This is a genomic window from Rothia sp. 11254D007BW, from assembly GCF_053548195.1.
In genome coordinates this window covers 1,295,073-1,318,094 of sequence record NZ_JBPWPK010000001.1, presented here as the reverse complement: position 1 = coordinate 1,318,094, position 23,022 = coordinate 1,295,073, and the positions used below count along the sequence as shown (strand labels likewise).

The following is a 23,022-nucleotide window of genomic DNA, read 5'->3' as shown; positions in this document are numbered from 1 at the left end:
AATATGATTTAGATGCAGATGGTGATATTGGCCTAATCGACATTAATTTGATGAAAATTGATTAATTTAATCACTGGCGGTTAAGTTGGAGAGAAAATGCTGAAAGGAATTTGAGATGATTAAGAAATTTGTAGTGATTTCACTAGCTGATTCTCCCCGTTTAGAAGGGTTTCAGAAATCCAATTGGGGTCTAGAATTTGAGGTCTTTGACGCAATTGATACGCGTCAGGGACATGTTCCTGACGATTTTAATATTGATGAATATAGGAAGCGAACCTTGAAAGATCCTCGCCCCGCAGAGGTTGGTTGTGCTATAAGCCACTATAGGGTCATCAAAGAATTTGCGGAGCAGGAAGGTGAGGGTGGAGATTTTATGCTTGTTGCAGAGGATGACGCCCGTGCGGTTGCCGGTTTTTCTGAAAAACTTAATAATATTTTAGCAACAAAAGGTAAAAAGGATATTGTTGTTCTGTCTGAACCTATATTTGGTTCAATGAAAAACCTTAAATATTATGCAATGTCGCTAATGGCAAAGAATTTGCCTGGTGGGTATAGAATGGGGCATTATGCTGATCGGCTTGCTGGGGCTGGTTTATATCTCATCTCACGGGAATCGTGTATTAAATATGTTGCTCAAGTGAAAAAAGCAGGTGGTGTTAGCTGGGTGGCAGATGAATACAATGTAAGTCCCTCAGCGACTGCTATTGAGTTGCCCTTCCATGTTCTTGACGTACAGGTCGTCCGCCCTGGTTTGGCTGATTGGGAGGGGGAAACTACGATTCATGACATTGAAGGCTACAATCAGTTTAAGCAGTGGAAGCTGGCTGAGCATAGTATTTCAGTTTCCGGGGTTATGGGATTGATGGAAAAAGTAAAGTCTAAAGTTAATGTTAATAACATTCGTCTCATACGAGATTTACTTATCGTGTCGGCAAAAGACTTAGGAGAACTATTGTCCAAAAAGAATCTTCGGTAACTCTGAGCCCTACTGAATGTTCTTGTTGTGGCGAAGCTCAATATGCTGAATGCGGTGGTATAGCTTGTGCAAACTACTTAACTCAATGATAATTAGTAGGGTCGTGCCGTAGGCGTGACAAGCCAAGGCAGTGGAATGCCGGTGGGAATCCCCGGTAGGTCCGGAACTGACGGTGGCTGGTTAGAAAGCGATTTCTGGCGCCAGTTCACTACACCACTTGGCGCATCGATAACTAACCACAGAAAGGATGGCCCTCATGTCAGAGACCATCAAGATTTCAGCAACCGTCCGCACCGACTTCGGTAAGGGCTATGCCCGCCGCATCCGTATGGCCGGCGACATCCCCGCCGTCATCTACGGCCACGGCGAAGAGCCCAAGCACGTTGTACTGCCCGGCCACGCAACCACCCTGGCAGCCCGCGTCCCCAACGCTATCCTCGACCTCGACATCGAAGGTGACTCACACCTGGCCATGATCAAGGACATCCAGCGCCACCCCATCCGCCCCGAACTGCAGCACATCGACCTGCTGACCGTTAAGCGTGGCGAGCGCGTTGAGATCGAGGTTCCCGTACACGTTGAGGGTGAGCCCGCCGTTGGTGCCGTTGCAAACCAGGAAGAAACCGCTCTGCTCGTTGAAGCAGACGCTCTGAAGGCTCCCGAAGCTCTCGTTGTTAACATCGAAGGTCGCGAAGCTGGCGCCCACGTTCACGCTTCCGACGTTGAACTGCCCGCCGGCGTAACCCTCGTAGCAGACGCAGAACTGCTGGTTGTTAACATCTCAGAGCCCGAGGAACTCGACGTACCGGAGACCGGTGAAGAGGGCGAAAACGCTCCCGAGGGCGCAGAAGCTGACGCCCAGGTAGACGAAGCTAAGTAAGCTCTATAGCTACCTCACCCTTTATAAGGCCCGTACCGTAGTCAACGACGGTGCGGGCCTTCTTGACTCGCTACACTTTTTGTATGCTTACCGCATTCTTGCGCCCTAGGAAAGGCGAAAATATGTCAGATGCATGGCTGATCGTAGGTTTGGGTAACCCCGGCCCCGAGTACGCAGCAACCCGTCACAACATTGGGCAGATGGTGCTCGATGAGCTCGCAAACACTGTGGGCGGTAATTTCAAGAAGCACAGTAAGGCACGAGCCCAGGTACTCGAAGGACGCCTAGGTATGGGGGGCGCAAAAGTTGTGCTGGCTAAGCCCCTGACCTACATGAACGTATCGGGCGGTCCGGTATCTGCACTGGCCCAGTTCTACGGTATTGACCCCGAAAAGACCATTGTGGTGCACGATGAGCTTGACATCCCCTTTGACTCCATCAAACTAAAAATTGGTGGGGGAGAGGGCGGCCACAACGGTCTACGCGATATTACCAAGGCTCTGGGAACTAAGAACTACTACCGGGTTCGCACCGGTATCGGCCGTCCTCATGGGCAGATGCAGACCGCTGATTTTGTGTTGAAGCCTTTTACAACCGCGGAGAAGAAGGATCTCCCTTTCCTTGTTTCTAATGCAGCTGATGCTACGGAGACTCTGGTTAAAGAGGGTTTGCTGGCAGCCCAGCAGCGTTTTCATAGCAATTAGAAACAGATTATCTACACGAGGTAGCAGATAAATGATGGAAGAGACAAAAAAGGCCGGGAAGCTAACCCTTGGAAGTCGGCTGAGCACAAACGATAACGCGTTGAATTTTGTGCGCCTTGTACTGGCTACTCTGGTCATTTTCGGGCATGCATTTCCGCTGGGTGATTTTGAACCAGTAGTTATTGGCCACTTTGCGTTGGGGGCGTGGCATGGTACGGCTGTTGAGTGCTTCTTTGTTGCCTCTGGCTACCTTATCCTTGCTTCAGGTATGAGAATGAGGGCTAAACCTTTCTTGTGGAGACGTTTCCTTAGAATCTATCCTGGATATTTTGCGGCACTACTAGCTACAGCTTTTATCTTTTCTCCTCTTGGAAAATTGTTCGGGGCTGAATGGAAACTGTCTGAAGCACTATACTTCTTCTTTAAATCATTAACTCTTAAATCGGGTGATTTGCCTGTTAACGCGGACGTACCCTTCACGACCACTTGGAATGGATCATTGTGGACTCTGTTCTATGAAGCCCTAGCCTATGTGGGAGTATGTCTCTTCGTGATGGCTCCCTGGGTTCGCAACCATTTGAAACCAGCAGTGATAGCGATAGCTACTCTGATGGTTTTGATTTACTTATTTGTTCCTTCCTCTGCCTACACTTTATTTCCGGGATCACTAGAAGTTATTCTCGCGAATGGTGTGAGGCTCTGGACTTTTTTTGCGCTAGGTATGCTGTTCTACGTCTTTGCGGATAAGATTCCCGCAAATTTACCTCTAGCTGCAGTTTCATGTTTGGTTGCGCTTTCCTTAGTATCGACTTCCCATAATATTTGGGGCAACATCGTTATTTTTGTTGCAATGCCTTACGCCGTTCTTGGATTAGGTGCGGCACTACCAACTCGGATTGGCTCTAGAAACGATGAGGCTTATTCAAAAGTAGACACGCACCCCACACCCACCAACTAGACAACGGCCCCACCCGCGGCAAAAATATGAGCGTTAAATCTCTATAAATAACCTCAAGCCATACCGGACAAGACCGTTGCTACACCAGCGTACAACCGGCCTCACAGCCACGCAATTCGCCACACTACACACAGCCCTCACCCATCACCTCACCTGGTCAAAACCAGGCGGAAGACCACCAGCGCTAACCCTCACCCAAGCCCTCAAAATCACCCTGCTCTACCACCGCCACAACCTCACCGAAGAACTCCTCGCAGAACTTTTTGCTGTCTCTCAATCGACAGTCTCACGAGCTATCAACACCATCGAAAAGGCCCTGGAGAAGATTCTCACTCCGCCGACTCAGCCTTTGAAAGAAAGCCTCAAAGCACCCGGGTCCTTAGTAGTTGACGGGACTCTGATACCCACGTGGAATTGGCGATCACTTGGTAAAACAAATTTCTCTGGAAAGCACAAACGAGCCGGATTCAACCACCAAGTCATTTGCACCTTGGATGGAAAGTTGCTGGCTATCACAGACCCGGTGCCCGGGGCCAGGCATGATGCTTACGCCTTCAAACATCATGGCTTGGAAAGATATCTTGATAAGAGCACTGTGGCTGATAAGGGCTATATCGGGTTGGGGTTGGCTACCCCGGCCAGGCGCAAGCCGGGTCAGCGGCTGAGTCGGGAGCAGAGGCGGAATAATCGGGTGCTGAATCGGCTGCGGTCGGTGGTGGAGCGGGTTATCGCTCACATCAAGACTTGGCGGATTCTTCATACGGGGTTTAGGCGGCCGTTGGGGTTGTATGGGCGGGTGTTTGCGGTGGTGCGGGGGTTGGTGTTTTTGGCTGCGGGTGGGACTTTTGAATAAGCCTCGATATCTCGTATGGGATATACGTTTACGCATTCCCTGTTCAACAGCTACTTGTACTAGCTGGTATTACACAGTATGGGTGGTTTTTTACAGCGCTTTCTTGCTTTGCTCTTACCGTGCCACTCGCTTTCTTATCGTGGCATTTGATTGAGAAACCAGCCATGCGGTTTAAGCGATTAGTTCCAACGCGGGTAGAGAGCTATACACAAAAAATCGCATAAGCTGTTGCGTGATGCATCTGCTGCTCACCTGAACGTCCAAGCCCACCCTAACTACCAATTCCGCCCGGCAGGGAATAGGCTAGAAAAACATGCCGTTATACCAGGCGTACCCAACGGAAAGGCAAAAACAGTGGCCAGCAGCTACCGCACTCCAGCCGGAGCAGAGCTCACCAACGAACTCGTCACCGACCTACGCAAGGACTACCCCATCCTCAGCCGCCAGGTCAACGGCCACCCCCTGGCCTACCTCGACACCGGAGCCACCAGCCAAAACCCCCTCCAGGTTCTCGACGCCGAACGTAACTACTACCTCGGCGCGAACTCAGCCGTCCACCGCGGCGCCCACACCCTCGCCGTTGACGCCACCGACGCCTTCGAGGACGCCCGCCGCACCGTCGCCTCCTTCATCGGCGCCGCCGAAAACGAGCTGGTCTGGACCTCCAACGCCACCGAAGCCCTCAACCTGCTCACCTACTCTTTTGGCAACGCGTCCGCTGGAATCGGCGGGGACGCCGCCGCCCGCTTCGCGCTGGCAGAGGGCGACGAAATCGTCACCACCGAGCAGGAGCACCACGCCAACGTCATCCCCTGGCAAATCCTGGCTGCCCGTACCGGTGCAACCTTGCGCTACATCCCCGTCACCGACCAGGGGCTTATTGACTACGAAGCTGCCGAGAAAATCGTCACCGACCGCACCCGCATCCTTGCCTTCACCCATGTCTCAAACGTAGCGGGCTCTATCACCGACGTGGACTTCATGGTCACCCTGGCTAAGAAGGTCGGAGCTCTGACGGTGCTGGACGCCTGCCAGTCAGTGCCCCACATGCCCGTTGACGTGAAAAAACTCGGCGTAGACTTCGCAGCTTTCTCAGCCCACAAGATGCTCGCTCCCACCGGTATCGGAGCCCTCTACGGCCGCAACGAGCTGCTTGAAGCAATGCCCCCCTTCCTCACCGGCGGCTCCATGATCACCAAGGTCACCATGACCGAAGCCGAATGGATGCCAGCCCCCATCAAATTCGAGGCAGGAACCCAGCGCGTCTCCCAGGCCGTAGCCTGGGCCGAAGCCGTACGCTACCTGCAGCACCTTGGCATGGAGCAGGTGCATGCCTGGGAGTCCAAGCTCGGCCAGCTCCTTGCCGAAGGCGTGAGCTCAATCCCCGGCGTCCGCCTCATCGGCCCGGCAGCAGGCCAGCCCCGAGCCGGACTCACCTCGGTACATGTCGAAGGCGTGCACCCCCACGACGTCGGCCAGCTCCTCGACGAAAAGGGTATCGCCGTGCGCGTAGGCCACCACTGCGCCCAGCCCCTGCACCGGGCACTCGGCATCACTGCCTCAACCCGTGCCAGCGCCTACATCTACAACACCACCGACGAGGTAGAGCGCTTCATCGAAGAACTCGCCAAGGTACGCAGCTACTTCGGCTACACCGACTAAGAGACACCACAGCAGTACAATGGGTAGGCTCCGCCAGCGACCCACCCTGAAAGAAGGACACCGAATATGAGCGGTCTTGAACAGCTCTACCAGCAGATCATTCTCGAACACTCCAAACAGCGCTCCGGCGAGGGACTCATCGACCCCGCCGACGGAACCCGAGTCGCAACCAACCATCAGTACAACCCCACCTGCGGCGACGAAATCAACCTGCGCGTTACCCTTAAAGACGGTGAGAACACCATCGACACTATCTCCTGGGAAGGCGACGGCTGCTCCATCTCCATGGCAGCTGCCTCCGTACTCTCAGAAATGGCCCCCGGCATGAGCACCCAAGAATTTCAGCAGCTCGTCGACGACTTCCGCGAAATGCTCCGCTCCCGCGGCCACATTGAGCCCGACGAAGAAGTCCTCGGCGATGCTGCCGCCTTCGCCGGTGTTTCCAAGTTCGTAGCCCGCGTGAAATGCGCCATGCTCTCATGGGTAGCGGCCGAAGAAGCCACCAAAGAAGCAGCCGTCTAACCCGGCATAAAATCCCAGCTCAGCGCACAGAACCCACCCCCAAGCGTCCGCCCCGCAAGGGCGCCACAGGGTGGGTTTCTTGTTACCCTAACCACGCTCTGACCTGGGCTGTCCCCCAAAGTGGCCCCGGCTGCGTCCTTACCCTGCCCCGAACCTTAACGTAGGGTTAAAAGACAAACACACCCGTACTAGCGCGCTCGCACCGCGCTCACACGCACACCTGGGGGACCCATGAACATCGGCTATGCTGCCGGCGCCTTCGACCTCTTTCACGTAGGCCACCTCAATATCCTGCGCCAAGCTAAGAAAAACTGCGACTACCTCATCGCCGGAGTGGTCTCCGACGAAATGCTAGAACTCACCAAGGGGCGTAAGCCCATCGTGCCTCTGGCTGAGCGCATGGAAATCGTCTCCCACATCGATTTCGTAGACGAAGTGCGCGCCGAAACCGTGGTTGACAAGCTCGAAACCTGGGAGCAGGTGCGCTTCAATACCTTCTTCAAGGGCGACGACTGGAAGGGTACCCAGCGCGGCATCGACCTGGAAAACCGCTTCGCTGAGGTCGGCGTGCAGGTAGTTTACTTCCCCTACACCGCCCACACCTCCAGCACCAAGCTGCGGGCAGCACTTGAAGCGCTCAACACCCCTGTCGCCGCTGCTGCGTAACTGCTTCCTGCCCTAGGGCAAAGCCCAGACATAATGAAGGACGCCCCGCCCTCCTTCCCCTTGAGAGGGGAGTGGAGGGCGGGGCGTCCTCGGTATCTACGGGCTCTTAGTAGTTAGCCTTGATGTACTCTTCAGCGCTGGTTCCCAGGGCTGAGAAAACGCGGCCAATCTGGGGCTCAGCGGCAGCAGCAATCTTCTTACCCACCAGGGGGATGGAACACTTGACCTCACCGTCGACCTTAACCTCGGTGGTTTCACCGGCGGGGGTCAGGGTCTGGGTCGCATTCCCGGTAACGGGGATACCCTTGACGGTTACCTCAGACACCACAGTGCGGGAGCCGTCAGCCGCAGGAGCCGACACCCGGTCAACCTGAGAAACGGTCACACCGTTGGATACGCCGGGAAGCTTCTTCGCCATATCGGGAATACGGTCAGCGGGGATAGCGCGCACGGTGGTGGCGGTGAAGGCACCGGCAGGGTCACCGTCAACCGAGAAGGACTCGAAGGAAATACGGACCTTTTCGCTAGCGAAGCGAGCAAAGTTTTCATCGGCAAAGGCGCGGATGACGTTGTCGATAGAAGCGTTGATAGTGGTTGAACTCTGAACAGCCATGGGCTCTCTCTTTCAGGGCGGTGATAAAGCGGTCGAGCCCTATTCTACGGGGTCGGCTTGAGGGCGTGAAAGCGTGGAGTGTCCTTGCTTACTGAGAGCGGAATCCGGCGATAATCTGGGCAGTTCGGCGGATAAAGCCGCTGTTATAGGCGGTACCGAGGGCTTCTAGCTCGGCCGAGAGATTATCTGAGGCCTGATCACTACCGGGCACCCGGTAGGTGCCGCGCAGGGAACCGGGATCTGCAAAGGCAGCATCGAGCTTGTTCCGAAGGTCCTCGGAGCTGGTCACAACGATAGCTTCACCGTGGGTCTCCATGACCCGGGAGAACTCTACCTGGTGGTTATCAACAACCTCATCGAGATCTGCTACGCGGGGGACCGCCAAAGGGATAGCCCCCACCTCACGAGCATCAAGAATAGAGCCGGGCCCTCCCTGAACCAGCACCACCTTGGCAGCGCGATACAGGTCAAGCAAATCAGCGCGAGGCATACGCTCGACGGCGTCCGCGTGCTGGGGTGGAGCGGTGAAGCCGTGCTGTACCAGGGCAGTGACCTCGGGATGATCTGCCAGGTAGGCATCAACCCACTGGATCAGCCGGTCAAAATGGTGGTGGTCGGTGCCCAGAGACACAACCAGGTCGTAGACCTTGGTCTGGACGTTGCCAGAGCTCGGGTTTTCAGTCACGGCAGCCTCCTAGAGTATATGGCCGATATTGACGGCTTCGGGGAAGGTCTTCTTCTGTTCATCCCACTGCACCACAAAGAGGTCGCTCATGGGGTAGCACATGCGACCGGTGAGGGTGGGCATGGTGATGCGGTCATAGGCCTCAATGAAGACAGTTTTGATGCCTAAGAGCTTGGCGATTAGGAAGAAGGGCACGGCAACAGCTGCGCCGGTTGAGACCACCGCATCGGGCCGTTCCTTGCGCAGCACCCGCCAGGCTACCCCGATATTGCGGATAGCGTTGGGGATGTTACGGGTGGTGGGGAAATGCACCCAGTAGGTGCGCTCGCCCTCTAAAGCCGCTTTGACCTCGGGTAGTTCAAAGGTGGCCCATGCCCGGTCATGTTCCTTCCAGAACTTATCCAGAGCAATGAGCTGGGCGAGGTGGCCACCAGCGCTTGCGGTAAGGAGTACTTTCATGGCTGTTTATTTCTGGGTGGGGGTGTCGAAGTAGACGGGGATGACGCGGGTGGAGCTGGCCGGGGTCAGCTCGTCAAAGAGCCGCTGGGCGCTCTTGACGGTGCTCTTGGACGTAAAGGGCAGCAAGAGGACGCGGGTGTGATCGGCTGCCAGAAGAACCTTGGAGGTAGACGCCGATGCGGGCGCATCGATGATGACAGGAGCGTTCTGCTTGATATGGTCCTTGAGGTTTTCTAGCCCCAGGGCGTTGAAGGTGGCAGCATCAGCGATGGTGTAGTTGCTGTCGGTAAGGACGCCCGCGAGTAGGGAAGTGAGGGAGGCAGCTGCGCGGGGGGTGGGGGAGAAGATGGTGATGCCGCGCAGGTCTGCGTTTTTGAGGCGTCCGTCTGCTACACCGATGCGGCGTAGTAGCTGGGTAGCTGATTCGTTTTCGGCGCCCCGGGCGATGATGGAGACCGGAGAACCTGAGATTTCTGAGAGGCGCTCCGAGTAGCCCAGGGTGCGGTTCGTGCGGTCTACAACGTAGGCTGCGAAGATGCCGATGAGCAGACCCATGGCGCCACCGATGAAGATGGTCTGAGCCAGGCTAAAGTTTGAGGGGGCGTCGGGCACCTGGGCCTCTGAAATGATGGTACCGCTGTCGGTGGAGGTTGCTTCCAGGGTCAGAATTGCCTGGTCAACAAGACCTTTATCCATACCACCGGAGACAGCGTCGATGTTATCCCGAGTCTCTTCGCGGCTAGCACGCAGGGTGTCTGAGCGGTGGGCGAGGTAGGCTCGAGCAACGGTGTTCGCGATATCTGCGGATTTCTGTGCATCATCGGTGTTGACGATGATATCGAGAATGGTGCTATTCGAATGACCGGCAGCGGTAACCTGATCTTTGAGATCGGCTACGTCCATACCCAGCTCATCTGCTGCCGCCTGAAGAACCACACGGGACGAAGCAATAGCTTCCTCGGTATCCATATCGATGGAGTTGAGGGCTGAACGTAACCCGGTTGCGCCTGCACTGGGCTGGGTGACGTTGATGACGGCCTTGGACTCGTAGGAGTTAGGCAGCGCTAGACCTGCTACTGCGCCCAAGACCGCGAAGATGAGGGCGCTGATGAGCACAACAATTTTGTGGCGTAGAATGCGGCGGACGGCGGCCCCCAGCGAAATGGGGGTAGCCTGCTGGTCGTTGGCTCTGGCTCGTGATGAGCGTTCCATGTGTGTTCCTTCCCTAGGAGTGTATGGGCCTAGCGGCGAAGTTTGCGAGTGATTGATGTGACGAGAGATTCAAGGCCGATTGCTCGGCGGAAGCGGTAGATGAGAGCTAAGTAGAGGGGGATAAGAAGCAAGGCATAGGCAGCTAAGGCTAGCAGGCTCTGCCCCCAGATGAACACCGTGGCAGCTGCCCCCAGCCCAGGTGCCAGAGCTGCCAGGAGCATCACCGGTAGCACCTCACCGAGGCGCGGGCGGATGCCCAGCTTGCCGTAGACCTGGGCAGTAGCTAGACCGCAGTCGGTCAGGACGGCTGCCGCCCAAGCAGTTGCTGCACCGGTAAGACCCCAGAGCGGTATAAGCGTTAGGTTCAGTACAAGCGCCACCGCGAGAGCCGACAGCTTGTTGTAGAGCTGCCAGCGGGCGCGTCCGCTCATGAGCAGAACCGACTGCACCCCGCCTGCTGCCATCTGCACCAGCATGGCAGCCCCGATGATGTAGAAAAGTGGGGCACCAGCGCTAAAACCATCGCCGAAGAACCCCAAAAGCACCGGGCCGAAGGCAGCGAGGGTGATGAAGAAAGGCCAGCCAACAGCAATGAGAATACGGGTAGCTGAGACAAAAATCTGGCGGGCCCGAGCCTGGTCACCGGTAGCGATAGCGGCAGAGATATCGGGGCCGGTCACCACACGGGCGGTGTGCTCCACCATGGCCCCCACCCGCACACAGCGGTTGACAGCCCCGTAGACGCCGCTGGCAGCAGGCCCCAGGAAGAGACCGATCAACAACACGTCAATCCATTCGAGGAGAGCTTCGACCATGGCTGAGACGCCGCGAGCTGAGCTAAAAGCCCAGAAAGAGCGGGCAGACTCAGGCGCGGCTACAGCGGTAGGGGGCACCTGCTCAACCGCCAGGTGCTTGGCCTGGTAAGTGGGAATGTCCTCCTGCTGGGGCATATATTTCCGTACCCACAGTGCTGCCACCGCAAAAACCACCAGCAAGGGCAGAGCCCAGGCAAGGGCCAGGTAAGCGATAGCGCCCGAGAAAGCTACAGCCAGGAGCACAGCCCCGATACGCAGGGTCGGTAGCAGGGCTGACTGCAAGAAAGTGAACTCAACCGTATGCCCCAGCCCGCGCAGGGCACCAAAGCACAGGGTCATCCAAGCCGCTACCACCACAAAGGGGGCAGAGACGAGAACCGCGGCGCGGACGTCCGCCCCCAGATTCGGGGTCACAGCTGGCAGCGCACAGAGCAGGGCCCCTAGAGCTAGCACCAGGGCAATGACGGTTGCCGGGCCGACAGCAAAACGCATGAGCTGGGGCAGGCTAGAGTAACGGCCCACGGCGCGCTGAGCGCTCATGGTACGCACCAAGCCGGTGTCGGCCCCAAAAACGCAGAGAGAGGTAGCAATCGCAAAGAAAGCCATGACCTGGAAGAAGGCGCCAGCCCCGGCCTGCCCCACCCCATTAGAAACAATCAGGGTAGCTACAAAAGCCGCGGCAGAACCGTACATCACATAGAGCGATGAAAAAGCACCGCTACGCGCAAGTGACCTAGCCATCAGAGCCCCTCCCCGTACATACGGGAGCGCATCATCAGGGCAACCGATAGCATCAGCACGGTCAGCTGGATAACGTCAAAAGAGTAGAAGAAAACCACAGCCAGAGCAGCGACAATCACCGAGTGCACCCACATACCGGTAATCGAGGCGATATTCCAGGTGTTGATCAAAACCGAGACCACATAGAGCAGGAAAAGCCCCAACCCTACAAACCCAAAGCAGAACATCAGCGCCCAGACCTGACCCTGGGTACCCATCGACACACCCACACTGTCGGCCATCTTCGAGGTGCCGTAACCCACCAGCGGAGAGCGCAGGGTGTACTCAAAGGTCAGCTCGTAGAGCGAAGCGCGGCCACCGGTAGAGTCAGAATACTCCTGACGGCCCAAAATATCCTCGACAGCACCAGAAACTAGCAGGTAGGTCACCACGCCAACGCCCAGCACCGCACCGATACCGAGCGCCCGCCAGTCACCCTTGAGTAGGAGCCGGAAGAGCACATAGGCAAAAGCTGACCCCAGACCAATAAACATACCCCGGTTAGAAGTAGCCACAGCAGGCACCAGCGACAGAGCCACCGCAAAACCCAGCCCCAGCTGAATCTTCTTCGAGTGCACACCGGTCATCACCGCAAACACCACAGGGGTCAGCAGCGCGTAGGCCAGGCCCCAGGAGTTAGCGTAGGGGAAGGGCGCGGACGGGCGGATATAAGCCACCTCAGCGCCCCAGGGCCACTGCACCTCAGCCATCGGCGGAAGCACATAGTCCTTCACCAGCTCGTTATTGAGCAGGGCCCCCGGCAGGACGAAACTCATCGGGGTCGGCAGACGGAAATCGGGGAAGGCCAAGGCCAGGTACCCCAAAATCACCACCGTGAACCAAATCGTCAGCAGCCCACCCAGCATGATGTGGTTGGGAATGCGCTCGCGGGCATTGAAGAAGTAGAGCGTGTAGATACCCACGTTAAAGATATTCATGTAGCGCTGGAACCAGCCCAGGAACTCTGAAGCGGTATCAACCGAAACCACACAGATAAGGCCCCAGAACATCAGAGCGAACCAGATCCACATGGTGGAGTGCACCAGCACATGGCGGCGCATGACCATGAGCACAATCATCGATGCTGCAAGAAGGGTAGGCGCAAACTGCATCATGCCCATGGCCCACACGAGTGGGAAGCCGTAGAGCAGAACCAGAATGGGCCAGGCAGGCAGGGGAGCTCCTGCGGTAGGAGCAACAGCAGATAAAAACCTGTTGTGCCTGTGAGTCGGGGTAAGCACGGTCATGGGGCTAGAGGCCTCGACCGGTCTTATTCACAGCCGCCAAAAGTGCAGAGGGGCTCACCAGACCCAGGGCAACAGGCAACGCAGCCCAGGCTCGTAGCTGCGCGGGATCACGGCGCAGCGTAGCTCGTACATAGGCAAGAGCCAGCTTTTTATTCCCCAGCGCAGCGTGAATAAAAGCAATCTGCCCCGATATGCGGGCAAGACCCTTGGGGTCGCATTCAAACTCGGGGAACTTACGCAGCAGGTAGGTGAGACCCGCGGCCATGTTCTCCCACTTGCCAGCAAAGAAGGACGGGCGATCCCACAGAATCAGTACCAGCGGCTTTTCGACCGAGTAGATATCACCGAACTTGGTGGCGCGCAGAAGAAGGTCGTAGTCCTCACCGTAGGCAGCCGGGAGGTCCTCGTCAACGAGCCCCACGCGTCCTAACAAATCTGAGCGGCGGTAGAGCATCGCCGAGGGGTGGATTTCGGTGATGCGGGACCGGAGAAAATCAGCAAAGGTGGCGCGGGCGGGAGCTAAACGGTCAATATCTTTACCGCCAGAGCGCACCCGGATACCCGAAGAAATTGCAATTGCCTGCGGGGCACGCTGCCAGAGCTCTAGCTGGTCAGCGAGCTTGGTCGGAAGCCAGTAATCATCGTCGTCGCAGAAGCCAAGAATGTCTCCGGCAGCAGCTTCAATACCGGTGTTACGGCCACCGGCTAGACCCTGGGGGCGGGTATTAGGGATAGTGCGCAAGGAGCGGTTCTCAGGAATCTGAAGATCTGCCAGCGGGTCAATCTCAACGTGGTCAAAGACCACCAGCACCTCAACCGGGCCGGTATAAGTCTGTTCGAAAAGAGCGGTAACCGCGGTACGCAGAAGCTCAGGACGCTTGCCGTTCGTGGCGATAATGACGGAAACACTCTGCATTAGGCACCTACCGGCTGAGCGAGGGTAACAAATTTACGGCGCATGGAAAGCAACACGGTGGCAGCATTGGCAGCAAAGAGCAGGCCATAGACCAGCACGAAGCCAAGACCTGTGCCCCAGAAGATAAAAATCCAGCAGAAGGTACCGGCATCCATGTGCAGGTTGACGAAAGAACGGAGGGTGCCCCCGGTTGCAGGGGCAGCAGTACCCCGATTATTGCGTAGCTGTTCAGCCAAAATCTGGCTCATGAAATGCCCCGTGACCAGTACCGTAAAGGCAAGAGGAAGCCACCATAGCTGCCAGCCGGTTACGGGGAAGGCCTGCGGGTACTTGATGAAGCCCACCAGAATTGTCAGATGCATCGCGGGAGTACGCATAGCGTCAACCACGTGGTCGAGCCACTCGCCAGCAGGGGAGGACGCCCCCGTAACGCGAGCAACCTGACCGTCCGCCGAATCCAGAGCGTAGCCCAGCGCGAACAGCAGAGCTACCCCCACACCCAGTAAGAGAGAAGGCGGGAAGAAAATCATCAAGAGCATACCCAACACAGAAACGGTGGCGCTGAGAGCTGTGACCCCGTTGGGGCCAAGACCAATCTTGACCGCAGCCGCAGCAAAGATACGGGCAACACGGCGGTTGACCCAGCGAGTATAGGCGGGCACCCCGACCCCGGACTTCTGGGCAGAATTCAGTTGCGTCAGTGTTTCCCTAAACCCACGGGGGGCCAAAGTGCGAGTGCTAGTCATAAACCCTAGTTAATCCTTGAAAGTGTGTGCGAGATAGGCGTGGCACTGGGCCATAAGCAGAGCTGCCACCGTGCGAATGTCAGGAGCTCACCCGAGAGAAACACGCCCGAGTACTTAATTTTAGGTGAACAACTGTGCCAGCCATAGGTGAAAACTAGCCCACAAAACTATGACCTTCAATATGTTCTTACCCTAGATCCGCCGACTCATCCTGTCGGGGTGAATACCGGCGTCCGCCTCTGCCGTCTTGAAGAAAAAGACGTGGCCCGTGCTCATCGAGCACGGGCCACAGACTCTTACCAGCAGGTATATGCCTTACTTAGTGCGCAGAACAGCTTCCATATCGAAGGTAGCGCTCTCGGAGCGACGGTAAGAGTGAACCTCAACAGCAATCACATTCTTACCCTGGTTCAGCTGGCTAGCAGGCACAACCACAGTAATCGGGGTTGCCTTGGCCAGTGAGTAGGGAACAGCCTTCCGCGCCGGGGTGTTGGGAGCTGCGTTAGCCATCAGGTTGGTGCGGTTGACCTCGCGACCGTTGACGTAGATAGCGAGACCATCATCGGCGTAGGTGGTCAGTACCAGCTCCTGGTTGGCCTGGGGAGTCAGCTGCATCTCCTTGCGTAGGAACATCGACATAGGCTGATTGTAGTAGGCGAACTGGACGCGGTTTGCCAGTGAGAATTCGCCCCAACCGATGGAGGTCGGTGCAACGTACCACTGACGGGCGGTGTTATAGGCGTAGTTGGTGTTACGCCAGGTCTTGTCGTATTCGTTGGTGAGTACGAAAGCGATATCCCAGTTATCGCCCGAGGCAACAACCTTCTGATCTGCAGGCTTGACCGGTTCAACCGGAGCAACAGGCTCAGCGGGAGCGGGGTTTTCCTCAACTACCGGGGGAACCGGCTCCTCAGTGATTTCTTCAATGGGCTTCACATTCGGGTTATCGGGCTGAGTGGGGGCCTCAGTGGTGGGTTCTGCGGTAGGCTCTGCGGTGGGCTCAGCTGGAGCTTCGGTGGTGGGCTCAGCAGTAGGCTCAGCCGGAGCTTCGGTTGTGGGTTCAGCAGTCGGCTCAGCAGGTGCTTCGGTGGTGGGCTCTACCGTGGGCTCAGGAGTGGGCTGAGGCTTAGCCGCTACAGCGACCGGGGTAGAAGCAGAGACGTTACCGGCAGCATCGGAGACGCGGACGAAGTAGCGAGCGTCTTCGGTGGTGGGCAGCTTGTAGCTGGTGTCCGCCGTTGAAGCAATCACGCGGTTATCGCGCAGAATCTGGTAGGTGACACCGCGCTCAGAAACACCGGTCCATGACAGGGTATCGGTGGTTCCGTCGGTGGTGACGGAGAGGTTGGACGCGGTAGCCGGAGCAGTAGAATCAGCGGGCGCGTAGCGGGCGAAACCGACAGTCTGCTGCACACCGTTGTAGCCCAGGGAGCGGGTGATATCGCCGCCAACCCAGAGGGTGCCGGTGGAGTCGGTGAAGGACGCCCAGATACCGTGACCGCGCTGGCCCTGCAGGCTGGGATTGAACTGGGGCAGAATCTCGCCGGTCTGGGCATCAAATGCAGAAATCAGACGGATGGTGTTCACACCGCTGTAAGTGGGTGCGTTCCACGGATTGTCGTGGGTGGTTGCACCGTAGTAAATCCAGTCGCCACAGTGGCAGGCGGCGTAGAGCACGTTATTGCTATCGAGTGATAGGTCCTGGAAGTCGCCGCCGCTCTTGGTGATAGCAGTGGTCAGACGGTTGCTTAGATTGGACTTATCGTACTGGGCAACGAGATGTTCAGCACCCGCAGTCCAGATAGTTGATCCGGCATCCTGCACATCGAACTGGAAGCCATCGCGATGGGTGGGGTTGGTGGCACGGTGAGACAGGGTCCACTCCCAGTTCTGGGCTGCCTTGCCGTCGGTGGTGTTGATGTAGGCCAGCTTCCATGCACGCTGGTCGTTGAGGGTTGAGAAGTAGCCGGCGATAGCGACACCCTCATCGCTTGCCGAAACACCGTTGACGGTACCGTTGGTCACGGGGCGCCAGGACCAGTCAACCGAGTTGTCGTTCAGACGGAAACGGGCGATGTTCTTGGAGTAGGCGTAGGTATCTGAGGTGGCACCCTTAACGTGGGTGAAGTTACCGCCGATGTAGACATAGTTGCCCTGCACATCGATAGCTTTGACGAAGGAGGTGCCGCTGGCGTTGCGGTTGACAACGTCCCAGCCCAGTGAGGTGTCGGTTGCACCGGTGACGGGGTCCAGAATGACAAAGCCGTTAGAGGGCTGACCGTTGACCCGGGTGAACTCGCCACCAACTGCCAGTTTGCCGTTGGGGAGGGGTGAAATAGCCTTGACCTGGCCGTTGAGCTGGGGAGCGAAGGAACGAACCAGCTCACCGGTGTTGACATTGTAGCCGGCGATGAACTTCTGCTGTACCTTCTCGCCGGTGGTGGCGTTTTCAACGAAGGCGAAGTCGCCGCCGGTGTAGACGGTATCGCCCAGCTGGTTAATGGCCTGGACGCGGGTGTTCAGCTCACTGGTGGAACCGGTGCCGCTGTTAGCGCTGGTACGCCAAATGACGCGGGATGAGAAGCTAGCGGGCAGCGCACGTTCGGTAGCTGCTGCGGTACCGCTATCTGCGATGTCGGTCAGGTTCAGGTCAGCCTGGGTAAGTTTGGGGCGGACGAAAACCTGGGTGAAGGGGATACCGTAGCCGGTACCGCGAGGGCCCCACAGGTAGGAGGCGGCGGTATCGGTGCCCTGGACGTTGCGACCAAAGGCGAAGCCAATCTTCCAGGACTGGTTGCTTCGGCCGTAGAAGTTGTTGGAGTAGTAGTAGTCGTTATCGTTGGAGATACGGTTGACTGAGGTGGCTACGGATCGGTCAGCGCCCAGTGAAGGGTCATTATCGTAGCGGATGCTTTCCCAGGGGTGGTAGGCAGAGAGGGTCCACGACCAGTTTTCAGTCTTGGTGCGCTTTGCATACATGTTCTGCCAGGTGGTGCCGGCGGCATTACCCGCGCGGTAGAAGCGCACGCCGTCCTCAAGGTCCTGTACCTTGGTGTCGCCCAGCAGGGCGTCCACGGTGGAGGAGGGAAGCTGGACAGGGGAGAAGGCATCGGTGCCGTCGGGGTTAGTTGCGAGCTCGCGGGGGTCGCCCTTACCGGCGTAGTCCTCGCTCCAGCCTTCACGGCCGCGGCCAATCATGACCCAGCCACCGCCGTTGGTTTCCTGGTCACAGTAGAACTGGGCGGGGGCGTCCATTTCGTCGGTCCAGAGCCAGTAGGCACCTGACTTGGATTCGGGGTCGTTCTGCTTGATTTCCCAGCAGGACGCCGCTGCGGTTTCGGTAGTGAGACCGTTGGCTACATACTCGTTGGTTGCAATAGCGCCGGGGATGACGGAGACGCCAACGCCCAGGGCAACCGCACCAACGGCGATCTTAGTAAACAGTGAGGGTTTTTTCATGTGTGTTTAGCAATCTGCGTTGTTGGGGAAGTCGTGGGAAGCAATCTTCCATTCCCCGTTGTTTTCGACCAGAGTAAAAATGTTGAGTGAGCGGGGGAACTGGTTGGAACTGACGGTGTTACCCGCAGCATCTACAACTTTGACTCCCGAGGAATCGAGGCAGACTTCCATGATTTTGGCTGCCTGGCCGTTGTACTCACCATCGGCGATGCGGGGGGTGCCCACGACGGTTGAGGTTCCCTCAACATGCCAGCCTGACTGGGCGTACTCGGTTGCGGTAGCAAGGTACTGGTCAAGGGCTGTGCCGGTGGCTGCTGCTTCAAGCTGCGCTGTGGTTTCTGCAGAGACGTAGCTATCAACCGCGTTTTCGTTGGCTTGAACGCTTTCGGTATCGCTGGAAATTTCTTCCCCGGTGCTGTTTGCGTCGCTGGACCCGGTAGCTGGTTCAATTCCGCCGAGCGCCCCTTGGATAGCGGTGTAGAGCTGTTCGGTGGTTTGAACTTCTTCGGTGTCTACAGCGGCTTCGCTCGCTTCAGCGAGGGCTTCGGAACCCGCGAAGTTTTCGGTGAGCGTTTCACCGGCGCTATTTGTTGCGGTTGCCGCTGCTGCAGAGGCTGAGCTTGAAGCACTTTCAGAGCTGCTAGCGTTGCTGTCGGATGAGCCGCAGGCCGCCAGGGCTAGAGTGGCGCTGGCGCACAGGGCAAGGACGCCGGTGCGCAGGCTGGGCGCGCGCAGGGCAGCAGAGAGGGGTGTCCCTAATTGTTTCATTAAGTCCCTAAAAGTTGTGGTGCGTGGTGGGGTAAAGCTCGCTGGTGCTCCGTGCGAAAGGAGTGGGGTTTTGCCAGAGTGCTTTACCGGTCATCTCATACTACCGGTTGGTCCTCGGGTGGGTTAATAGCCTTAGGCGGAAAAGATGGGGTTACTCGGTAGTAACTTATGGGGACAAGAATGGTTTTCCTCGAAAATACTATTGGTGTTTATCACACTTGTATTAGTTATTTTCTTGAATAGAGGTTTCTACCGTCTTAGCGGTTTAGCCCTTAGGGTAGTGAAGATGCCTGTGGGATAATGGAGCCTGCACCAACCGGCCTTACCCCAGGGGAGTGAAGATGTCACTGAGCGGCCTTGCCCAAGCCCTCACCCATGAGCCCAGCTATACCGCAATCATCACCCAGGCAGGTGCAGACCCCAAAGCCCGCCTCGATGAATTTCTGATTGGCTCTCCTGACGGGGCCAGGCCCTTTCTGCTTGCCGGTATAGCCCAGCAACTTGCCACCCAGACCGAGCCGACCCCGCCCGTCCTGCTAGCTGTCACCGCTACCGACCGCGAGGCTGAAGACACCGTCACCGCCCTAGAATCGGTGCTAGAGCCTGGACAGGCCCAGCTCTTCCCGGCCTGGGAAACCCTGCCCCATGAGCGTCTCTCCCCGCGAAGCGATACCGTGGGCCAGCGCCTAGCGGTCTTGCGCGCCCTCGCCGAGGGGGGTGCGTCCGCTCCCCGGGTGCTCGTTGCCCCTATCCGCTCGGTGCTGCAGCCCCTGGTCGCAGGTCTCGAAAAAATGCAGCCGGTGACCCTGCGGATGGGCGAAGAACAAGACTTTGATGCCCTGATTAAATCTCTCGCATCGGCCGCCTATTCCCGCGTTGACCTGGTGTCAAAGCGCGGAGAATTTGCCGTGCGCGGCGGCATTATCGATATTTTCTCACCGACCGCAGCTCACCCCGCCCGTATCGAATTCTTTGGGGACGAGGTCGAGAATATCCGCTGGTTCTCGGTTGCTGACCAGCGCACCCTGCCCGGCAAAGACCACCCCACCGAGCTACTCGCCCCTCCCTGCCGCGAACTCCTGATTACCCCCAGCGTGATGAGTCGGGCAGCCAGGCTCAAAGGGTCCTTCCCGGGCGCTGCCGCCATGCTCGAAAAAATTGCCGGTGGTATTTATGTTGAGGGCATGGAGTCCCTGATTCCCCTGCTGGTTGACGATATGGTGACCCTGCTCGACCACCTGCCCCCGGGGTCCCTGCCCCTCATTATCGAGCCGGAAAAGGTACGCTCCCGCGCAACCGACCTGGTTGCTACCAACGAGGAGTTCCTGCTGGCGGCCTGGGATTCTGTCACCGACACTACGGACGCCCCCATCGACCTGGGTGCCAACGGCCCCGATGGTCTGAGCGCCGGTAGCTTCCGCACCATTGCCACCCTGCGAGAAACCGCCCTCGCGAAGGGCTTTGGCTGGTGGGCTATGACGGCCCTGGGCGTCGATGATGCCATCGATGACGGGATTGACTCGGTCCAGCTGGCTGCCCGCGCCCCCCATACCTACTCGGGCAACGTGACCGAGCTGCTGACCGAAGTTGGGAAGAAGGTAAAGGACGGGTGGCGGATTACCGTGGTCACCGATGGGCCAGGCCCGCTCACCCGCCTGCTTGACCTTTTCCAGGAAGCCGAGATACCGGCGTCTCGCGTGGACAGCCTGACGAAACTGCCTGAGCCGGGCATCATCGAGATGACCACCGCCTCCATGGGGCGCGGCTTCATGATGGACGGCGAAAAGCTGGGTCTACTGACCGAGGCAGATATCCTGGGCCGCACCAGCCCCTACGCCACCCGCGACCTGCGCAGCGGTAAGCTACCGGTGCGCCGCCGCAAGAACGCGGTTGACCCCATGAGCCTGTCAGCCGGCGACTACGTGGTGCACGAACAGCACGGTATCGGCCAGTTCGTCGAGCTGATTCAGCGCCCCATTGCCGGGGCAACCGTCATGCCCGGGCAGCCCAAGCCCATGAAGGAATACCTGGTGCTGGAGTACGCCCCCTCAAAACGGGGCGGGCCCAAGGACCGCCTTTTTGTGCCCTCGGACCAGCTAGACCAGGTCTCTAACTACGTGGGGGGCGATGCCCCGACGCTGTCAAAGATGGGTGGCTCCGACTGGGCTAAAACCAAGTCAAAGGCCCGCAAGGCTGTCAAGGAAATTGCTGCTGACCTGATTAAACTCTACTCAGCCCGCCAGGCCTCCCGCGGCCACGCCTTCGGCCCCGACACCCCCTGGCAGCGCGAACTGGAAGAAGCTTTCCCCTACAACGAAACCCCCGACCAGCTCTCGGCTATCAATGAGGTCAAGGCCGATATGGAGCGCGAAATCCCCATGGACCGCCTAATCTCGGGCGACGTGGGCTACGGCAAGACCGAAATCGCTGTGCGTGCTGCCTTCAAGGCCGTGCAGGACGGTAAACAGGTGGCCGTGCTCGTCCCCACCACCCTGCTGGCCCAGCAGCACTACGAGACCTTCACCGAGCGTTTCTCGGGCTTCCCGGTCTCCATCAAGGTGCTCTCCCGTTTCCAGAAGGCCAAGGAATCAGCTGAAATCGCTGAGGGCATCAAGAACGGGTCTGTCGACGTGGTCGTCGGTACCCACCGCATTCTCTCCGAGTCGGTGGACTGGAAAGACCTGGGCCTGGTCATTATCGATGAGGAACAGCGCTTCGGTGTTGAGCACAAGGAAAAGCTCAAAACCATGCGCACCAACGTGGATGTGCTGGCCATGAGTGCTACCCCCATCCCGCGAACCCTGGAGATGTCCCTAACCGGCATCCGCGAGACGTCCACCCTGGCCACCCCGCCCGAGGAGCGCCACCCCGTCCTCACCTTCGTCGGCCCCCGCACCGACAAGCAAATTACCGCCGCCATCCGCCGCGAACTCATGCGCGAGGGGCAGGTCTTTGTGGTGCATAACCGGGTCTCAACCATCGAAGAGACCGCCAACGAGATTCAAAAACTGGTGCCCGAGGCCCGCATCGCGGTGGCCCACGGGCGCATGAGCGAATCCCGCCTGGAAAAGATCATCGTGGACTTCTGGGAACGCAAGTTCGATGTGCTGGTCTCGACCACCATTGTCGAAACCGGCCTGGATATTTCAAACGCCAACACCCTGATTGTGGATCAGGCCCAGAATTACGGCCTGTCCCAGCTCCACCAGTTGCGCGGACGCGTGGGGCGCGGCCGCGAGCGCGCCTACGCCTACTTCCTTTACCCGGCTGAGAAGGTGCTGACCGAGGTCGCCCATGAGCGTCTGAAGGCGGTGGCGACCCACAACGAACTGGGCGCCGGTATGCGCTTGGCCATGAAGGACCTAGAAATTCGCGGTGCCGGTAACCTGCTGGGCGGTGAACAGTCGGGCCATATCGCCGGTGTTGGCTTTGACCTCTACCTGCGCCTGGTGGGGGAGGCCGTGGCTAACTTCCAGCACGGGGAGAAGGAAGAAGCTCCCGCTGAGATTAAGGTCGATCTGCCGGTCAACGCCCACATGCCGCACGACTACGTGAGTTCAGAGCGCCTGCGCCTGTCTGCCTATCGGCAGATTGCCCAGGCCCAGACCGCTGAAGAACTGGCAGAGGCCCGCGAAGAACTGGTTGATCGATACGGCACCCCGCCTGCCCCGGTTGAAAACCTGTTCAAGATTGCTGCCCTCCGCCATCGTGCTCGTGCCGTGGGGCTGAGCGAAATTGTGGCGATGGGCCCCAAAGTGCGCTTTTTCCCGGCCAATGACCTGCCGGAGTCCCGCCAGATGCGACTAGATCGCATGTACCCGGGTGCCCAGTACCGTCAGATTCCGGGTACCGAGAACTGGCAGATTCTGGTGCCCCGCCCCAAGACGTCCGCTGTTGGGGGTAAAGACCTGGTGGATGATGCCATGGTGGAGTGGACCGAGCAGTTCATCCATGCCATCTTCGAGGCCGGCGTCGCCGGTTCATAACGCGGTAGGTACCATCTGAGTCAGAAAAACCCATCTGGTTTGTGGGTTTTTCTGAACTAGATGGTACCTACCCCCATCGGTGCTTCTGCAGGCAGAAGCAAGGGGCGGCCCACCT

19 protein-coding genes are annotated in these 23,022 nt (G+C 57.9%); 9 read left to right on the top strand and 10 right to left on the bottom strand.

Annotation, left to right across the window (positions count from 1 at the left end):
• The first annotated feature begins 115 nt into the window (after positions 1-115).
• The 8 genes from ACEE43_RS05880 (at position 116) to ACEE43_RS05845 (ending at position 7,221) form a co-directional block, all read left to right on the top strand.
• Positions 116-976, top strand: a complete 861-nt coding sequence (locus ACEE43_RS05880; RefSeq protein WP_449108290.1) for a glycosyltransferase family 25 protein — start codon at positions 116-118, stop codon at positions 974-976.
• 256 nt (positions 977-1,232) lie between these two features.
• Positions 1,233-1,856 (top strand): 50S ribosomal protein L25/general stress protein Ctc, encoded by a 624-nt coding sequence (locus tag ACEE43_RS05875; RefSeq protein ID WP_237206700.1) that lies wholly within the window; start codon positions 1,233-1,235, stop codon positions 1,854-1,856.
• A gap of 122 nt (positions 1,857-1,978) precedes the next feature.
• On the top strand, positions 1,979-2,560 hold the full coding sequence (pth, locus tag ACEE43_RS05870; protein ID WP_449108291.1) for an aminoacyl-tRNA hydrolase: 582 nt from the start codon (positions 1,979-1,981) through the stop codon (positions 2,558-2,560).
• Positions 2,561-2,591: 31 nt separating this feature from the next.
• Positions 2,592-3,518: an acyltransferase family protein gene (locus ACEE43_RS05865; RefSeq protein WP_449108292.1), complete on the top strand. Its 927-nt coding sequence runs from the start codon at positions 2,592-2,594 to the stop codon at positions 3,516-3,518.
• 76 nt (positions 3,519-3,594) lie between these two features.
• Complete coding sequence (locus ACEE43_RS05860) at positions 3,595-4,371, top strand: transposase family protein (RefSeq protein WP_449122304.1); 777 nt, start codon at positions 3,595-3,597, stop codon at positions 4,369-4,371.
• A 354-nt stretch (positions 4,372-4,725) separates the two neighbouring features.
• The gene (locus ACEE43_RS05855; RefSeq protein WP_449108172.1) at positions 4,726-6,033 is read left to right on the top strand and encodes a SufS family cysteine desulfurase; all 1,308 of its coding nucleotides are present in this window, start codon (positions 4,726-4,728) and stop codon (positions 6,031-6,033) included.
• Between the two features lie 66 nt (positions 6,034-6,099).
• Positions 6,100-6,555, top strand: a complete 456-nt coding sequence (gene sufU / locus ACEE43_RS05850; RefSeq protein ID WP_449108173.1) for a Fe-S cluster assembly sulfur transfer protein SufU — start codon at positions 6,100-6,102, stop codon at positions 6,553-6,555.
• A gap of 231 nt (positions 6,556-6,786) precedes the next feature.
• Entirely contained in the window at positions 6,787-7,221 is a 435-nt protein-coding gene (locus ACEE43_RS05845) for an adenylyltransferase/cytidyltransferase family protein (RefSeq protein WP_237198666.1), read from the top strand.
• A 106-nt stretch (positions 7,222-7,327) separates the two neighbouring features.
• On the opposite strand, the gene ACEE43_RS05840 is transcribed toward ACEE43_RS05845, so the two are convergent.
• The 10 genes from ACEE43_RS05840 to ACEE43_RS05795 all read right to left on the bottom strand — a co-directional run bounded on the left by ACEE43_RS05840 (position 7,328) and on the right by ACEE43_RS05795 (position 18,921).
• Positions 7,328-7,834, bottom strand: coding sequence for a DUF2505 domain-containing protein (locus ACEE43_RS05840; RefSeq protein ID WP_135010995.1), 507 nt, complete (start codon positions 7,832-7,834; stop codon positions 7,328-7,330).
• Between the two features lie 88 nt (positions 7,835-7,922).
• On the bottom strand, positions 7,923-8,519 hold the full coding sequence (locus ACEE43_RS05835) for a glycosyltransferase (protein ID WP_449108174.1): 597 nt from the start codon (positions 8,517-8,519) through the stop codon (positions 7,923-7,925).
• Positions 8,520-8,528: 9 nt separating this feature from the next.
• Positions 8,529-8,978 carry a PssD/Cps14F family polysaccharide biosynthesis glycosyltransferase gene (gene pssD, locus ACEE43_RS05830; RefSeq protein WP_237197418.1) on the bottom strand — a complete coding sequence of 150 codons (450 nt, stop codon included), beginning with the start codon at positions 8,976-8,978 and terminating at the stop codon, positions 8,529-8,531.
• A gap of 6 nt (positions 8,979-8,984) precedes the next feature.
• Positions 8,985-10,190 carry a YveK family protein gene (locus ACEE43_RS05825; protein WP_449108175.1) on the bottom strand — a complete coding sequence of 402 codons (1,206 nt, stop codon included), beginning with the start codon at positions 10,188-10,190 and terminating at the stop codon, positions 8,985-8,987.
• Between the two features lie 29 nt (positions 10,191-10,219).
• Complete coding sequence (locus tag ACEE43_RS05820; protein ID WP_449108176.1) at positions 10,220-11,746, bottom strand: lipopolysaccharide biosynthesis protein; 1,527 nt, start codon at positions 11,744-11,746, stop codon at positions 10,220-10,222.
• Positions 11,746-13,032, bottom strand: coding sequence for an O-antigen ligase family protein (locus ACEE43_RS05815; RefSeq protein WP_449108177.1), 1,287 nt, complete (start codon positions 13,030-13,032; stop codon positions 11,746-11,748). The genes ACEE43_RS05820 and ACEE43_RS05815 overlap by 1 nt, the downstream gene beginning before the upstream one ends.
• Before the next feature lie 4 nt (positions 13,033-13,036).
• Positions 13,037-13,948 carry a glycosyltransferase family 2 protein gene (locus ACEE43_RS05810; protein WP_449108178.1) on the bottom strand — a complete coding sequence of 304 codons (912 nt, stop codon included), beginning with the start codon at positions 13,946-13,948 and terminating at the stop codon, positions 13,037-13,039.
• Positions 13,948-14,694, bottom strand: a complete 747-nt coding sequence (locus ACEE43_RS05805) for a CDP-alcohol phosphatidyltransferase family protein (RefSeq protein WP_449108179.1) — start codon at positions 14,692-14,694, stop codon at positions 13,948-13,950. The genes ACEE43_RS05810 and ACEE43_RS05805 overlap by 1 nt, the downstream gene beginning before the upstream one ends.
• A gap of 315 nt (positions 14,695-15,009) precedes the next feature.
• Positions 15,010-18,153, bottom strand: coding sequence for a fibrinogen-like YCDxxxxGGGW domain-containing protein (locus ACEE43_RS05800; protein ID WP_449108180.1), 3,144 nt, complete (start codon positions 18,151-18,153; stop codon positions 15,010-15,012).
• Positions 18,154-18,159: 6 nt separating this feature from the next.
• The gene (locus ACEE43_RS05795; RefSeq protein WP_449108181.1) at positions 18,160-18,921 is read right to left on the bottom strand and encodes a hypothetical protein; all 762 of its coding nucleotides are present in this window, start codon (positions 18,919-18,921) and stop codon (positions 18,160-18,162) included.
• 341 nt (positions 18,922-19,262) lie between these two features.
• Here ACEE43_RS05795 and mfd point away from each other — a divergent pair, with 341 nt between their 5' ends.
• Entirely contained in the window at positions 19,263-22,907 is a 3,645-nt protein-coding gene (mfd, locus tag ACEE43_RS05790; protein ID WP_449108182.1) for a transcription-repair coupling factor, read from the top strand.
• Positions 22,908-23,022: the final 115 nt, after the last annotated feature.

Excerpts from the sequence above, each read along its gene's own strand:
- ACEE43_RS05880 (WP_449108290.1), top strand. The coding sequence starts at position 116 with ATGATTAAGAAATTTGTAGTGATTTCACTAGCTGATTCTCCCCGTTTA.
- ACEE43_RS05875 (WP_237206700.1), top strand. The coding sequence starts at position 1,233 with ATGTCAGAGACCATCAAGATTTCAGCAACCGTCCGCACCGACTTCGGT.
- pth (WP_449108291.1), top strand. The coding sequence starts at position 1,979 with ATGTCAGATGCATGGCTGATCGTAGGTTTGGGTAACCCCGGCCCCGAG.
- ACEE43_RS05865 (WP_449108292.1), top strand. The coding sequence starts at position 2,592 with ATGATGGAAGAGACAAAAAAGGCCGGGAAGCTAACCCTTGGAAGTCGG.
- sufU (WP_449108173.1), top strand. The coding sequence starts at position 6,100 with ATGAGCGGTCTTGAACAGCTCTACCAGCAGATCATTCTCGAACACTCC.
- ACEE43_RS05845 (WP_237198666.1), top strand. The coding sequence starts at position 6,787 with ATGAACATCGGCTATGCTGCCGGCGCCTTCGACCTCTTTCACGTAGGC.
- ACEE43_RS05840 (WP_135010995.1), bottom strand. The coding sequence starts at position 7,834 with ATGGCTGTTCAGAGTTCAACCACTATCAACGCTTCTATCGACAACGTC.
- pssD (WP_237197418.1), bottom strand. The coding sequence starts at position 8,978 with ATGAAAGTACTCCTTACCGCAAGCGCTGGTGGCCACCTCGCCCAGCTC.
- ACEE43_RS05825 (WP_449108175.1), bottom strand. The coding sequence starts at position 10,190 with ATGGAACGCTCATCACGAGCCAGAGCCAACGACCAGCAGGCTACCCCC.
- ACEE43_RS05820 (WP_449108176.1), bottom strand. The coding sequence starts at position 11,746 with ATGGCTAGGTCACTTGCGCGTAGCGGTGCTTTTTCATCGCTCTATGTG.
- ACEE43_RS05815 (WP_449108177.1), bottom strand. The coding sequence starts at position 13,032 with ATGACCGTGCTTACCCCGACTCACAGGCACAACAGGTTTTTATCTGCT.
- ACEE43_RS05810 (WP_449108178.1), bottom strand. The coding sequence starts at position 13,948 with ATGCAGAGTGTTTCCGTCATTATCGCCACGAACGGCAAGCGTCCTGAG.
- ACEE43_RS05805 (WP_449108179.1), bottom strand. The coding sequence starts at position 14,694 with ATGACTAGCACTCGCACTTTGGCCCCCCGTGGGTTTAGGGAAACACTG.
- ACEE43_RS05800 (WP_449108180.1), bottom strand. The coding sequence starts at position 18,153 with ATGAAAAAACCCTCACTGTTTACTAAGATCGCCGTTGGTGCGGTTGCC.
- ACEE43_RS05795 (WP_449108181.1), bottom strand. The coding sequence starts at position 18,921 with ATGAAACAATTAGGGACACCCCTCTCTGCTGCCCTGCGCGCGCCCAGC.
- mfd (WP_449108182.1), top strand. The coding sequence starts at position 19,263 with ATGTCACTGAGCGGCCTTGCCCAAGCCCTCACCCATGAGCCCAGCTAT.